This is a genomic window from Pseudomonas sp. (assembly GCF_026224925.1).
Lineage (GTDB): Bacteria > Pseudomonadota > Gammaproteobacteria > Pseudomonadales > Pseudomonadaceae > Aquipseudomonas.
Genome location: NZ_JAMFRV010000640.1, coordinates 1 through 14283, shown reverse-complemented (window position 1 = coordinate 14283; position 14283 = coordinate 1). Strand labels below are relative to the sequence as shown.

The window sequence follows — 14283 nt, the reverse complement described above, 5'->3', positions numbered from 1 at the left end:
TGGGTAGAGTTACCGAAGGTTTTGCCCTGTTCAATTTGCCTCGACAACGTCGAGGTTTGATAAGCACCACGGGAATCACGGGTCTGGTAGATGGGCTGAGAATAATAACGACCGCCACCACCGTTGCCGCTCATCATATTGCCAATCAACATACCCATTAACAGCCCACTACCGCCAAAGCCTCCGGCGCTTTCGCCGCCAGACTGATTAGCCTGTGCCTTGGCAGCGTCGAGCTGAGACTTCGGGACCTCACCTGAAAGCTCCAACTCAAACCCACCCAGTTTAGGCATGAACTTGCCATCGGGATTCTGTTGGCAGTAATCGGGAACAAAATCCGCTTCGCAAGCGGCGACGTCATCGTAGGTGGGCGCGGTCTTGCGATAATCTGCCAATGCACCGATGTAGGCGCTTGAGCAGACATCTACCGGAATTTTTTGATCGACACAGGCCTGCACCGTAGGGTAAGTCTGCCGCGCAGTGACTTCCTCGGTTTTGCTGCACGCGCTGATCGCCAGCGGAAGCGTGCTGGCCAGGACCAGTTTCAGGGAACTACGTCTCATCGAATACTCCTTCGATAGCAGCCAATCAGGTCGACGGCGTCATGCAGGCCGAGTTGAGAAAGCCGACACTGATTGAGACGCTGGCGGCGTAGATAGCGGCGGCTAGCTCGCCACGGCTAATCCGCGCTGACAGGTCTTTCAACACCAGATTCGTCACGGTAAAGGCGAGCAATTGCACCACTGCGGCGATCACCGCCCAGACCACGACATCCAGCACGTTCACGCTATAAGCGATGACGTTGCTGGCAGGCAGGGCAAAACCAATCAACGCACCGCCCAAAGCGACGGCTGCGGCGACATTGCCATCACGAATCTGGGTGAATTCCTTGTGCGGGGTCAGGCGCGTGTAGGCCATCTGGAACAGGCCAAACAGAATCGCGGCGACCACGATATAAACCAGAAAACTCAAGACCGCTTGGCCGTTGAGGGACATGCTCAGTGCTTCAAGCATTTTTATTCCTTTTAGATAACCGTGAAGTCAGTGGATTGCAGTGTTACGCCGAGCGAGGTGGTGAGGGAAACGACGCCCTCTTCATCCTCTTCAACGGACAAGAGCAGAAACTCCCGACGGTCAATCAGGCCCGTATCGCGCGCATACAACATGCTCAGGTGCTCAATGCGGTAATTACCGTCTGGGTTGGAAACCTGTTCGGTCATGGGTGTGAGTTCGGTCTGGCCCTCTTCGGTGCCCCACTGACGCTCGTACTCCCAGCCGTCGTGTTCGAACACAGGCAAACCGATTTTAGAGTCTGGACCCACCAAGCGCTTCAACTCTGCCTCACTGTTGATGGTCACGACGGCGCTGTAGCCGAACAGGATGACGTCCTGGACGTCCTCTGCCGCCGGACCATTCATCATGGTTTGCATCCAGTAATCTTCGTTTTCGAAGTAGAAGCGCACCAGCCGCATGGATTGCCCGAGGTCGACCCGGCCGACAGACCACACCACCTCTTCGTTGGGAACGACCAATTCAGAATGACCCTCCAGCAGCAGCTTTAGCGAGTCATCAAGGTCCAGCATGCGTCCGGACGCCAGACCGAATGGACCGGGCAACCCAGCGCTATTGAGCGCTGTCGAATCTGCTGATGGCTTGGGCGGCGCCAGTCCTAGAGCCCGTTTGATCCAACTCATAGTGCTTTTCCTTCGTTTAAACAGAACTTTTTTGAACCAAGCCTTTGGAGTGCATCAGCCACGCCACGACGATACCGGCAAGCGCGCCGCTGAGGTGTGACTCAATCGAGACGCCGGGCACTGGAATGAATCCGAAGATCAAACCGCTGTAGCCAAGCAACGTGATCAAGGCGACAGCGAAGCTCACCAGACTACGTTGATACCAGGCGCGCGCCAGCAGATAAGCCCAAAGGCCGAAGATCACGCCGCTCGCCCCCACATGAATGACAGGCCTGCCAATGACCCAGACCATCAACCCACCCAGCAAGGCAACAAGCATCGCAACCCGGACGTAGCGCTGAACGCCTCCGGTTGCCACCAGCCAGCTCAACACGATAAAGGGCAACAGATTGCTCAGCAAATGGCGAACAGAGCCGTGCAGAAAGGGAGCAAACACGATGCCTTGCAACCCATACAACGTCCTGGGGATCAGCCCGAAGTGCAGCAGGCTGTTGGCGGTCAACGAGTTAACCAGCTGCACCAACACCATCACGGCGGCCAGCCCCAGAATTATCCTTAGTCCATTTCCGGCAATCATGTCTGCACCATTGAAACAGGACAAAGAAAAGGGCAAAAGGAAAAACCGCATGCCCCTTTCCGGTGAAACTTACTGACCTGAATTGCCCGCTTGGCTTTGCGCTTTCAGCCTGGCGAGAACATCAGCGGCGCCGCCGGTTTTCGCACCAATACCAGCATCCTGCAGACGACGTTCGAGATCGCCACCGTTGGCGGCATCTTCAATTTCTTCAGCAGCCTCGAGCTTGGCGTCCTGCTCATCCTGACGCTGTTTGATGCGCGCCAAAGAACCGACTGCGGTTTCCAGACGACCATTGGCACCACCCGTTGCAGCAGCAGCGTTGATTTGCGCCCTTTGTACGCTGTCGCGGGCTTTGGCCATGTCCGCCTGCTGACGCAGGCCCTTGATCTGGCTTTCGGCCTTGGTGACCTGGCCCATCAGCTTGGTAACCTGAGCGCCGAACTGGTCAGCAGCGGCCTTTTCCTGATCGCGTAACGCGGTCAGTTCTGAAACCTTTTCAGCACACTCCAGGGCCAAACTTTCCTCGCCCTTATTCATCGCGGCGAGTGCTTTTTGTTCCCAGTTGGTGATGTTCTTGTCGTGCTCTTCGACGCGCTGCACCGACAGTTTGTGCTTGGCCTTGATCTGTATCAGTTGGTTGCGGGCGGCGAGCATCGAGGCATCGGCGTCGCGAATTTCCTGATCCAGGATCCGTAATGCTTGAGCGTCGACGATTGCTTCGCCAACCTCGGAGGCACCACCACGCAAAGCGGTCACCATTTTCTTCCAAAGGCTCATTAATGTGTCTCCCGATTACTGTGGATCAGCGGTTAAAAAATCTTCGTAGGCATCAGCGGCACGGATGACGTTGTCTGCCAGGGTAAATACCTCATGGACGATGACCGTCAGCGAGGAAGCAGCGCTCAGCGCGCCGAACATGTTGTAGACGGTTTCGCCATTTGGCAGGGTTTCGATACCGATAGACGACAATGGAAAAATGTCCCGGCTGCGCAGAACCGTATCGTTGAACGCTGCGATGTCCTTCACCTGAGCGGCGTAGACCAGCACGGAATCCACTAGCACCTGGTCGCCGGCAATCGCGATGATGATCGGCAGACCACCGAAGTTGTTCATTACCAGGCTCAGGCTTGGCTCGGCACCCTGGACGAGGGTTAACTCAATTTCATTACTCTTCACCACGTCCAGTTCGACCAGCGCTGAGCGCAGCGCATCGATAGTCCAGTTGGTATTTTCGCTCATGAATTCCTCCAGTTTGATCCGGTTACCCATGTAGGGCTGGCGTAAACACTTCTCGATGCGTCTCAAGGCGTCGGCGTTTTCCGGAAGCACGTAAAGCTCCCTTTTCACGTACCCCGCAGCCGTCAGCCGTGAGCGCATTTCACGCATGTAGTCGGTTGAAGTTTTGCGAGCCATTGAGCGCCCTCCGATGCATCACATGTGACAAGTCAGCACCCTACGCTTGAGCATCAGCGGGCGCAACAGCTCACATGTGATAGAAATGCGTCTGGATATTTCAAACGGTAAGGCTGGAGAATAGAGGCCGAGCGGCAGATACGGCCATTGTAGGAGTGGGCACTTTTGGACGGGGACTCTAAACAGCGAAGTTAAACGCTACCGATATCCGCGTCCCTTGGCCGTCATAGCGATTAACAGCGTGCAACAACCAGGAGGGGAAGATCAGAAATGTCCCACTTGTGGGGTTAATCTTATGAGAAAGCCCTGCGGACAAACAGCCTTCAATCTTCATGCGCACACTCGGGCTCAACAACGTTGGCATTAGCCCGCGTGGATCGTGGAAGACTATTTCACCACTTACCTCTGCTGCTGGGAACTCGTGGCCATCGTCTACCCAGTAAACCCCCGACCAATACGAGCCAGGATGCCCATGCAGCGAGTTTGAATGCCCTTGGGTGCTAATATTCGCCCAAGCGCTGAAGGTCCATTGCAGATTCGCTTCAATTAATCCGTGTTCTGGGGAAATGACGGCGGACAGCTGATTGACAAAGCTTTGCCCAAACGCAATCAATGCCTGCCCTGCAGGGCCTGACCACTCCGAAAAATCCTCCGCCGACTGCCATCCGCCCTCGTTGCTATGGCTAACGCCGGTGGTTTCAGCGGCACGCCGTAGGATGGCATCTCGCAGTTGCGCGTTTAAATTCAGGTAGTCCGGCACACTCACAGAGGCAATAGGCGTCGGAAAAAGCTTGGTGATACGAATAGTATCTGCGTCGACTGGATTAGTGTGGCTCACAAGATAAACCTACGTAGAACACTGTTGATTTCAACTGACACTCAAGCAGACTAACGCCTACTCGGACTGATGTATGGTCACGCCAGTTAAAATACTGACACTCATCTAAAAGCGCTGTTGCTCACGAACCACACCAATAAGAATCAAATTATTACATAGATACACACAACAAAACGGCTGTTTTGTATCAGCTTTGTAGTCGTTTGTTTAGTTGCGTATACGATGGTTATCTTAAAGCCGTTATCACGTTCATTCGCCTAGACAGCCAAAGCTCACTAGTTACCCCGGTAGAGCGCGAGACCCCGCATCCAACCCCTAGCTGCTATGCCGTGCACGCCCTTAGACCTACGCGCGTGCTATTACATACTGGGAACCTGACGCCCTGGCGACTAATCCCATGGGTACACGTTACCTCCTAGCCAAAGGCCTATCACATGCTCAAAACTAACCGGCTACTGCGCTTGCTGCTCACTACCGCAACCCTCGCTACCACCTTCGGCCATGAGGCTGACGCAGCCTCCTCCCACCTCACGCCCGCTGCAACAGCATCGCTTGCATCAATATTCGCCCCCAGCGGAACGCTGCGCGTGTCGATCAACCTGGGCAACCCGATCTTGGCGAATCAGGACCCGAAAACTGGCCAGCCGGTGGGCGTTTCCGTTGACCTTGCAACAGAACTGGCCAAACGGCTGGGGGTTCCCCTGCATCTGGTGGCGGTTGCTTCTGCTCATCTATCAGTCGAGAACGTCGAGCAAGACAGGGCTGATGTCGGTTTTTTTGCCATCGACCCCAAACGCGGGCAAGCCATCCAGTTCACTAAACCCTACGTGTTGATCGAAGGTGTTTATGCGGTGCGGGCCGACTCGCCAATCAAGACCCTGGAACAGGTCGACCAACCTGGCGTTACCGTGGCGACGAGCAAAGGCAGCGCTTATGATTTGTTCCTGACACGCGAGCTGCAGCGGGCAACGATCGTGCGCGTGACGACCTCTCAAGGGGTCGTTCAGGGCTTTCTGGATCAGCATTTGAGCGTGGCTTCAGGGATTCGGCAGCAACTTGAAAAAGATGCTGCACGGGTGGGAGGCCTGAAGATTTTGGAGCCGCATTTCATGGTCATCCGCCAAGCGATGGGCGTCCCTAAGGCCAAAGGCGATGAAGCTGCGGCCTATCTGTCGGGTTTTGTGGAGGAGATGAAAACCTCGGGATTTGTCGCGGCGTCGCTGGCACGCCATCACATCAGCGGCGCAGGCGTTGCCAAAGGCGACGATTGAATACTCAGGCCGCTCAGCCCAGCACTAATGCGTGGGCTGAAGCTTGCTTCTTCAGCCTCGACCCAACTCATCGACCAATATTTTGTTGAACCCGGCAGGGTCTTCCATCTGCGGCGCATGGCCCTTGCCTGGGAACTCGATCAGCTTGGCCCCCGGAATCAGCTTGGCGGCCTGTTTGCCGAGGACATCGTAATGGCCGATTTTTGCCTTTACCTCAGCCGACGCGATGTCGCTGCCGATGGCTGTGGTGTCGGCGTCACCAATCATCAACAGCGTTGACACCTTAAGATTTGGTAATTCGTAAAATACCGGCTGAGTGAAAATCATGTCGTAGATCAACGCTGAGTTCCAGGCCACTAACTTGTGCCCTGGCCCGCTGTTAAGGCCGGCCAACATCTCCACCCAACGGTCGTATTCGGGCTTCCAGTGCCCAGCGTAGTAGGTGCTTTGCTCATACTTGCGAGTGCCTTCGGCACTCAGCTTGAGTTCCCGCTCATACCATTGATCGACGCTGCGCCATGGCACGCCCATGGCTTTCCAGTCTTCCAATCCAATCGGGTTGACCAGCACCAGCTTTTCGGTTTGTTCTGGATATAACAACGCGTACCGAGTGCCCAGCATGCCGCCCGTGGAGTGGCCGATGACGGTGGCTTTGTTCACACCGAGACTGATCAACAGCGCATTGGTGTTGGCCGACAATTGTTGGAAGCTGTATTGATAGTGTTCGGGCTTGGTCGAGGTGCAAAAGCCGATCTGGTCTGGCACCACAACCCGGTATCCGGAAGCGCTAAGGGCCTTGATGCTGTCGTCCCACGTCGCGCCGCAGAAGTTCTTGCCATGCATCAGCACAGCGGTGCGACCGTTGGCGGCGCCCGTAGGGGCGACGTCCATATAGCCCATTTTCAAAGACTGTCCTTGGGACTCGAATTCGAACAGCTGCACGGGATAAGGGTATCGGAAGCCTTGAAGCTCCTGACCGTAGCTCGGGGCAACAGCGGCGGTTGCTGCCATAGCCATGAACGGCAATGCGCAAGCAAGCGCCACACACGAGAGTTTGATAAGGGGCATGAGCATTCCTCAAAAATCAGAAGGGTTGCACTCTACCACTGCTGCATGGGTGCCTTCGTTCAATACTGATTATCACGCCTTATTGCAGGCCCCCCACCAAGCCAAGGGAGCGCAGCACATCGTCGGATTGTAAGTGGGTATGAGGGCTGACCATTTTGCCGCCTTGCTCGACCCACCCCATGAAGTTCTCGCCAGCATCCCAGCCCAGCAAGCGCTGTACTTCTTCAGGCAAGCCTTTGAGGATGTCGAAGGGAATTGAAAGGTACTGGTTCTCTTCCTGGCGAACGCAGCCCAGATCGATGCCCATGGTGAGACCGGTGCGCGGCTCGTTGCTGGAATTGGTCCCGCCGCCATGGTAGGTAGAGCCAATGAACAATAGTGCGGAGCCGATAGCCATTTCAGCATCCACGGTCTCTTCCGGTTGAGGGCAGCGCTCGTCATCCCACAGATGGCTGCCAGGGATAACCTTGGTCGCGCCCGTGGCTTCGCTGAACTCAGTGACCGCTAGCATGATCTGCAGCCGTGCCTCGCGTCCATAGTTCGGGTGGCGCCAGAGGAAACTGGTGTCGTCGCGGTGCAAAGGCTGCTTGCCCTGCCCCGGGTGAATCTGGATGGCCTGGGTCATGCCAATCTGAATTTGTGGGGTCACCGTTGTGCGCTCCTGACCAAACCAGACTGACACCGGCTTTTGCAAGATTTTACGCGCAGCGCCCAGGTAAAGAGGATGCATGACCACATCGACCATACGCCTGCAGCGCGCAAACAGACGGCTTGCGCGACGGGTTGAAGTACCAACGAAAAAGTCTTCATGGCCAAAGCTTGAAGTATCCAGGGCGGCGTCGATCTGCTGCTTTAGCTCCTGCAACGCGTCGCCGGTCAGGAAGTCGGCAATGATGACGCCGCCATCGCGCTCGATGATTTCAACCACCTGTTCGACGGACGCAGTGCACGGCAGAGTTACAAGAGAGGCCTTGGACATGATGGGTTCCTTGCGGATCGGTTAACGGAATCGACGCGTGACAGCGCACGCCAAATTTGGTTCGTGGAGGGAATATAGAGCGGCGGGTGACTGGCTCACAGGTTGCCGCCAGACATTAATAGGTGAATAGCGGCCACTGCGCTGGCAGTGGCCGTGTGGCTACCCGGTCAGAAACTCCAGGTCACGAGGGTTTCGAAAAGGTTGGAGCGCTTGTTGTCGCCATACATTTGTTTGGCCGCATCGCCTGGCAGCGCCATGCCGTAGACGGCGCTCAACGCGACAGTAGGTGTGACGGTCCAGTTAACATATAAATCGACTTCTTTAGCGAAGTCGCGGCTAGTCACACCGTCAGGTTTCTTCTCAAGCTGAAAGCGATAACCCATCAAGCCCACCGCAAGGTCCTGGCGCGGCTGAACAGCCAGTTTGAGTAAATCAATGTCCACGTTGCTGTTGAACAGCATGTACTCGCCGACGATTTCGCCTTGATACCAAGTACCGTACTCGCCGCCGTAACCGTAGGTCATCGGGTCGTAGTCATCGGAGTATTGCGTGCGGCGATAGGTCAGTGTCGGCTTCCAGGACAGGTCGCTAAAGGCATAGCTGGCCTGGGCATACCAGCCATGCGCCGACTTGTCGGTGTCGCCGCCTTTTTCCCACACGTATTCGCCCGCCAGGCTGACTTGTGGCAGTGCGGTGAACGGCGTGCCCTTGGCGCGCAGGTCGTACACATCTACGCCATCACGTGCGGCACTGTCGGCGTCCGTCGTGTGGAAATAGGTGGCGCCAAGGGTGCCAAGGGTATCGCGCCACTCCAAGTTGCCACCACGCAGGCGCAGGCGATCCCGATAATCAGCGTAATCAAGGTCGGCGTTGGCGGTCAGATCGAACAGGTCGGCATGCACCTTGCCTGTGTTCAGTTGGGCTATCAGGGTATTGGTGAAGGCGGTGCGCGGCCCGATCCAGGCGGCAGCATCTCGGCCTTGGTCAGCATGGCCGTCACCGATCAGGAAGCCGTTGTCGACCATGAAGGTCTGGCGGCCGCCGCTAAGCGTGATGGCGTCTTTGCCTAGAGAGGGAAATAGATCAGCACTTTTCCAGCCAAGGTAGGCGGTTTCCAGGCTGACAGACTCTGGATCGTCATGGGTGAAACCGCCTGCATCACTGCCGCCGCGGGTCATCGCCCCGACCGCCGATACGCCACCGAAAAAGGTACCTAAAGCCGTTTGCGGCCCGGTGATTTTTACCCCCGGCAGGATAAACCCTTCAAAACGGCTGGAGGTTCGATCGACCTCCAGCCCGACGCTGCTGGTGCGACCGCCAAATGCCTGGTTCTTGTCGTAGAGATAGGCAGCCCCCACGGTCACGGTGGGCTCAACGAGCACATCTCCGATTTGAAAACTGTCGAGGGCGAAACTAGAACCCGCATACAACGCCCCGACACCTGCTGCCATAAAACGAACCGACACTTTCATAACTGTCTTCCCCCGTTTGCCAATGATCAAAGCCTGAGGCCAATGCTGGCCGCTTGGGTTGGATTGTCGGGGTTCAGTTCACAAGGCTGAAGGCGCAAACAGGTCAAAAAAGGGGATCGTAGGCGACACGTCGATCTGGCGCAAAAAGCGCTAATACGTTCAGTGCTTGATCTGCGAGCGATACTGCGACGGCGTACATCCACTCCATCGCTGAAATGCCCTGCGGAAGGCAGCAGCCTCACTGAACCCCAGGTTCTCTGCGATGCGCGCCACCGGCATTTGCCGCAAGAGCAGCTCTTGAGCGCGCTGGTAACGGGTTTCACATAACTGCTCGTTGAAGCTGGTGCCTGCGGCGCGAAGGTGGCGTTGCAACGTTTTGCTTGAGCAAGCCATGGACAATGCGACCTTGCTTAACGAAGGAGATGTATCGAAGCCAGCGCAAATGGCCGATTTGACGCTAGCAAGAAAGTCTCGTGGGCTTTCCAGGTGGGATTTCAATACCGAGCAATGTGCCCTCATTTCGCTATGCGCAGTTGGGTTGGCGCAAGGCAAGGGCTGGTTCAGCCAAGCAGCATCAAACGACAAACTGTTTGGCCGTGAAGCATCGAACGTTACCGGGCAGTTGAAATACCCTTGGTAAGGGGCCGCCGGTGACTCTATTGCAAACCCGATATTGATCCCCGACAACGGCAACGGCTGATAAAGCAGATCAACCATGACGCTCTGCAAAGCGGTCAGGCAAAACTCTATAGCGAGCCAACGGAGTTCATCTTCAATGTCGAAGGCAGCACTGACATGCAACGATGCGATGCCCTGCTGCTCCACCAGCGTCAAGTCGAACCCGGTGCCGAGCGGCAGCGGATACTCGAAAAACAACTCAAGCGCTGAACGCAGATCGCGGCTCGATAACAAGGTGAACCCGAATATCCCATAAGCCGCCAGCCGGCAGCGATGGCCAAGTTCGAGGCCTAGATGGCCGGCTCCGGTGAGACGCAGGGCATTGCGCAGGATCATGCACTCCTGCTGCACCGAAATCAGCTTATCGCCAGCCCGCAAGTCGTCGGAAACCAATTGAGTGCCGTTCAACAGGCTGTCAGTCGAGTGACCCGACTCGCCGACAAATGCATTGATCAACGCAATAAAATGCAATGTTGCCAGGCGGTCGATGTATTGACGAGACGTAGCCATGATGCTCACCGAGGAAAACTGATTCAACGCAGAGCATAAATCCCTGGTCGCCATCTCCAACAGGTGAGCAATGACCTAAAAGCGGACAGTGGTGGCCGCCAAGAACCTGATCAGCCGGCGCGGATCATCATTAGCCACATGGTCATGGTGGTATCGAGGGTTTCTTGCCAATGCTGCTCCAGGGTAGCGGTGTGTTTGTTGTAAAACAGCAGCCCCTCTATTTGTGAGGCAATCAACACCGCAAAAATTTCCGAACGCGCCACCGTCAGTTGCGGGTTCACTTCCTGGATCAGTTTGGCCATCATCCGCCAGAACGTCTCATAGATGATTTTCAGATGTTCGCCGACCGCCAGATCATGTTCGGCCAAGGCCCAGCTCTGGAACGAAAATGAGGCGATCCAGGGGTCACGTGCCGCCTCCATATCCTCTTTGATCACTTCGAGCAGGCGCTGTTCAGGCGTGCGCGAGGTGTCATCAGCAATGGCAACAAACTGGGTGACGAAAACCTCGATCTTGGCGCGGATCATCGAGAGCAGCAGGTTTTCCGTGGTGCCACAGTAGTGCTGCAGGTTGCTTAGACTGATACCCATCTCGCTGGCGACGCGGCGAGCGGAGAACTGCGCATAACCATCCCGCACAAACAGCATAGCTGCCGTATCGATGATGTCTTCAATGCGCTGAACACGTTTTTTTTCACGAGGGCTGGCGGTGCGTTCGAAAAGCGACTCGGCCCGTGAAGCTTCACTTAACATGCACATACTCCAAAGCAGAAAACCCTGACACAGAATGCCTGCCGCAGAGCGGGTGACGCAACCTTATGGCTGTGCATTCAGCGCCGGTTCGCCACCCAGGGGGACTGAAGTGTACTGAATCGCCCACATCTAGGTCAATCGACCTTTAATTATGAGTCGCATGACCTAGACATGGAATGACAGACCTCTAGAGATCCTGCCGCCCAATACGCCGGTACGATTCAGGCTTCTTCGCCCGCAGGTAAAGCGCTAGCAGCATGCCCGCGATAGGCACAGCCCAGACAGCCATCTGCATCAACTGAGCCGGCTCTCCGGTGACACCCACCAGGGTTTCGAAGTTACTCATGGCGAGGTAGAACACGTATCCCAGGCCGAGGGCCGCCACTACCGGAGCGACAAACGTACGCAGGACCGACACTTTTACGGGTGCTGGGTGGCGAATGAAATAAACGGCGATGGCCACGCTGGTGATCAGCATCAAGGCCAGATAACCGTAAGCGCCGACCCCTGATTGGCGAGCATAGAGGGTAGCCGGATCCGCCCCGTTGAACACAAAGGGGACTTCCAGCAAGGCAACGCAAATGGTCGCAACCAGTGAACCTACATAGGGCGATTTGTTGCGCGGATGGACGCGCGCAAGCACCTTTGGTAGCGCACCGTCCATGCCCAGCGAATACAGATAGCGCGACATGATGTTCTGCATGCAGAGCAAGCCGGCAAAGATCGACGTGACCACCAGTACCGCCGCCAGACTGACACCGAACTGTCCTACGTACTTGCCCATGGCATCGGGGAACATGCCCACGGTATTTGCAGTCGCCACGCCAGCAGCGTTGCTGATGCCATAAGCAGTCACCAACACCCAGGCAGACGCGGCGAAAAACAGACCGATCAACGCAACGACCAGTCCCGTTGCTCGTGGAATGGTGCGCTCGGGGTCTTTGGTTTCTTCACGAAAGACCGCTGTAGCTTCAAAACCGTTGAAACACAGCACGGCAAAGAGCATCGCCAGGCCGAACTGGCCCCCGGTCATTGCACTCCAGGTGAACGGAGCAAGGGATCGCCCTTCCGGCCCGCCGTTGAACAGGACAGCCAGGTCGAAGATCGAAATAACCAACAGCTCGATAACCATCGCCACCACCAGCAAATGCGACGATACCTCCAGTTTCAAGTAGCCGCAGTAACCCACAATCATCCAGATACCGATGGCATACCAGTACCATTCGATCACTGGGCCACCTAGCGTTCCGGCAACCAGGGTAGCCGCGGAGATCCCGAAAAACGTATAGGTGCAGGCAGACATCATCAGATACGTCAGCACGGCGAGGAATGCCGACCCCAGCCCCACCACCCGACCTAATCCTGCGGTGATGTAGGAGTAATAGGCGCCAGGATTGGGCAGGAACCGGCTCATGGCAGTGAACCCTGCGGCAAATATCGAGACCAGCACCAGCGCTGCCAGATAAATCGCCGGCGCGCCAATCCCGCCAAACAGGATGATGATGGAAATGTAGCCTGCGACCGTGACCAGCGGGGCGGCAAATGCCAGCACCGCTCCCATGAGCCTGAAAAGGCCCATATTCCCTTCAAGTCCGGCGGGATTGACAAGCGCGGCGGCTCGGTGTGCATCAAGCGGCGCACCGGCCCCGGGTGAAAATACCTGACTGATATTTTCCGTTGCCATCCTGGGCACACCGTCTGGGTGAAGATTCGAGAGGTCGTTTGTAGTACTCACCGGGTAGCCCTTCTATTGACCGTGTTGGTTGATTCGGATCGACGAACGGATCGTCAGTCCAGCGTTGGACGCCTGCTAACTGATCCCCGGGAAGGGGAACTTGCGAGGCATAAAAGTAAGCGCCAGCGGTTTTCCCAAACAGGTGCAGAGGGGTCATTTTGGGGGATCAATTGCACTTCCATCAATTTGCTAATTATAGGAACAGGGCCACGCAGCAGCCATGCCAACCAAACACTGCAGAAAGGAGCTTGACTTAGGTCAATCGACCATGTCTTATAGGTCGGATGACCTTATCGACATAAGATAAGGCGAAGAACCACAAACAGACCTAGCGCGTTGCTTTGATCGCTACACATCTCCGCTGTCACGATCCCCGGCCTGCCATAACCGAGTTAACCGTAACGTCCCGCCCAGAGAAGCTTGCGCTCTCTGTCCTGGAACCACATGGCTAGCCGATGAGGGCCGTAAAATGGTGTCAGTGCAAGCGTCACCCATAACTCCAGAAGACCGGGTTTTCTCTACCGTCGAGCTGCAAATGCTGCTGGCCAAACACGGCGGGGACGTTTCGTCGCTGGATGATGTATTGGCACAAAACGGCCTGCGGCGGGACGCTGTGGACGACCCCCTTACCCGGCTTTCACTCACGCAATGGCTTGGCGCGCTGACTGGCTGCTGCCATGCTCGGCAAGATCCCCTGCTGGCATTGCGCGTTGGCCAACAGATGCACCTGACCGCCTATGGCATGCTTGGCTTTACCCTGCTCAGCAGTGCATCACTGCGTGGTGCGCTGGACATTGCCAACCATTTCGGGCTGCTGGCCAACCTTAGGCACCAGTTACACCTGGAAGTGGATGGAGAGGTTGCGCATCTTCATTTGCGCGAGAACTTCGCCTTGCTCGGTGCCGACAAATATTTCTCCACGCTGCTGGAAACCGCCAAGATCATGACGCTGCTGGGCGATATGCTCGGGCACGGCTTCAAGGCGCAAGAAGTGCGGCTCAACCTCAACGTAGATCAGGCCGACGCACTGTCGATGTCGCAGGCACTGGGCGTGCCCACCTTGGTCAATTGCGCGGACAACCGCATCACCTTCAGCAGCCGCTACATTGACCAGCCACTGCCACAATCCCATGCCATGACGCATCAATCCTGCAAGGCACTGTGTGTCACGCAACTGCAGGAACTCAGCCAGCGCTACGACCTGTGTTATCAGATTCAGAAAATGTTGCTGGCATCGCCGAGCCGCATCCCTCCTCTACCCGAAGTTGCCTCACGCCTGCATTTATCGCCGCGCACGCT

The 14283-nt window shown here is 56.2% G+C and carries 15 protein-coding genes; 2 read left to right on the top strand and 13 right to left on the bottom strand.

Annotated elements, in window-relative coordinates; translation table 11 throughout:
• The 7 genes from M0974_RS26695 to M0974_RS26665 form a co-directional block, all read right to left on the bottom strand.
• On the bottom strand, nucleotides 1–560 hold a 560-nt coding region (locus M0974_RS26695; RefSeq protein WP_297844211.1), incomplete at its 3' end, for a DUF1190 domain-containing protein.
• Between the two features lie 25 nt (nucleotides 561–585).
• A complete protein-coding gene (locus M0974_RS26690) occupies nucleotides 586–1011 on the bottom strand; it encodes a DUF350 domain-containing protein (protein WP_297844208.1) in 426 nt (141 codons plus the stop codon).
• An 11-nt stretch (nucleotides 1012–1022) separates the two neighbouring features.
• Nucleotides 1023–1691, bottom strand: a complete 669-nt coding sequence (locus M0974_RS26685) for a DUF2491 family protein (RefSeq protein ID WP_297844206.1) — start codon at nucleotides 1689–1691, stop codon at nucleotides 1023–1025.
• A 16-nt stretch (nucleotides 1692–1707) separates the two neighbouring features.
• Nucleotides 1708–2268, bottom strand: coding sequence for a rhomboid family intramembrane serine protease (locus M0974_RS26680; protein WP_297844203.1), 561 nt, complete (start codon nucleotides 2266–2268; stop codon nucleotides 1708–1710).
• Between the two features lie 69 nt (nucleotides 2269–2337).
• Nucleotides 2338–3045 (bottom strand): PspA/IM30 family protein, encoded by a 708-nt coding sequence (locus M0974_RS26675; protein ID WP_297844201.1) that lies wholly within the window; start codon nucleotides 3043–3045, stop codon nucleotides 2338–2340.
• A gap of 15 nt (nucleotides 3046–3060) precedes the next feature.
• Nucleotides 3061–3681 carry a YjfI family protein gene (locus tag M0974_RS26670; RefSeq protein WP_297844197.1) on the bottom strand — a complete coding sequence of 207 codons (621 nt, stop codon included), beginning with the start codon at nucleotides 3679–3681 and terminating at the stop codon, nucleotides 3061–3063.
• 178 nt (nucleotides 3682–3859) lie between these two features.
• Nucleotides 3860–4519: a TIGR02466 family protein gene (locus M0974_RS26665; protein ID WP_297844194.1), complete on the bottom strand. Its 660-nt coding sequence runs from the start codon at nucleotides 4517–4519 to the stop codon at nucleotides 3860–3862.
• A gap of 434 nt (nucleotides 4520–4953) precedes the next feature.
• On the opposite strand from M0974_RS26665, the gene M0974_RS26660 reads away from it, so the two are divergent.
• Complete coding sequence (locus M0974_RS26660) at nucleotides 4954–5790, top strand: ABC transporter substrate-binding protein (protein ID WP_297844192.1); 837 nt, start codon at nucleotides 4954–4956, stop codon at nucleotides 5788–5790.
• Between the two features lie 51 nt (nucleotides 5791–5841).
• Here the strand turns inward: M0974_RS26660 and M0974_RS26655 are convergent, their stop codons facing one another.
• The 6 genes from M0974_RS26655 to M0974_RS26630 all read right to left on the bottom strand — a co-directional run bounded on the left by M0974_RS26655 (nucleotide 5842) and on the right by M0974_RS26630 (nucleotide 12933).
• Nucleotides 5842–6858, bottom strand: a complete 1017-nt coding sequence (locus tag M0974_RS26655) for an alpha/beta hydrolase (protein WP_297844190.1) — start codon at nucleotides 6856–6858, stop codon at nucleotides 5842–5844.
• A 79-nt stretch (nucleotides 6859–6937) separates the two neighbouring features.
• A complete protein-coding gene (locus M0974_RS26650) occupies nucleotides 6938–7837 on the bottom strand; it encodes a phytanoyl-CoA dioxygenase family protein (RefSeq protein ID WP_297844188.1) in 900 nt (299 codons plus the stop codon).
• 167 nt (nucleotides 7838–8004) lie between these two features.
• Nucleotides 8005–9309, bottom strand: coding sequence for an alginate export family protein (locus tag M0974_RS26645; protein WP_297844186.1), 1305 nt, complete (start codon nucleotides 9307–9309; stop codon nucleotides 8005–8007).
• A 159-nt stretch (nucleotides 9310–9468) separates the two neighbouring features.
• Nucleotides 9469–10497 (bottom strand): AraC family transcriptional regulator, encoded by a 1029-nt coding sequence (locus M0974_RS26640; protein WP_297844184.1) that lies wholly within the window; start codon nucleotides 10495–10497, stop codon nucleotides 9469–9471.
• 110 nt (nucleotides 10498–10607) lie between these two features.
• Nucleotides 10608–11249 carry a TetR/AcrR family transcriptional regulator gene (locus M0974_RS26635; RefSeq protein ID WP_297844182.1) on the bottom strand — a complete coding sequence of 214 codons (642 nt, stop codon included), beginning with the start codon at nucleotides 11247–11249 and terminating at the stop codon, nucleotides 10608–10610.
• A 187-nt stretch (nucleotides 11250–11436) separates the two neighbouring features.
• Nucleotides 11437–12933 carry an APC family permease gene (locus tag M0974_RS26630; RefSeq protein WP_297844180.1) on the bottom strand — a complete coding sequence of 499 codons (1497 nt, stop codon included), beginning with the start codon at nucleotides 12931–12933 and terminating at the stop codon, nucleotides 11437–11439.
• 520 nt (nucleotides 12934–13453) lie between these two features.
• On the opposite strand from M0974_RS26630, the gene M0974_RS26625 reads away from it, so the two are divergent.
• Nucleotides 13454–14283: AraC family transcriptional regulator ligand-binding domain-containing protein (locus M0974_RS26625; protein ID WP_297844178.1), on the top strand; the 830-nt coding region annotated here is incomplete at its 3' end.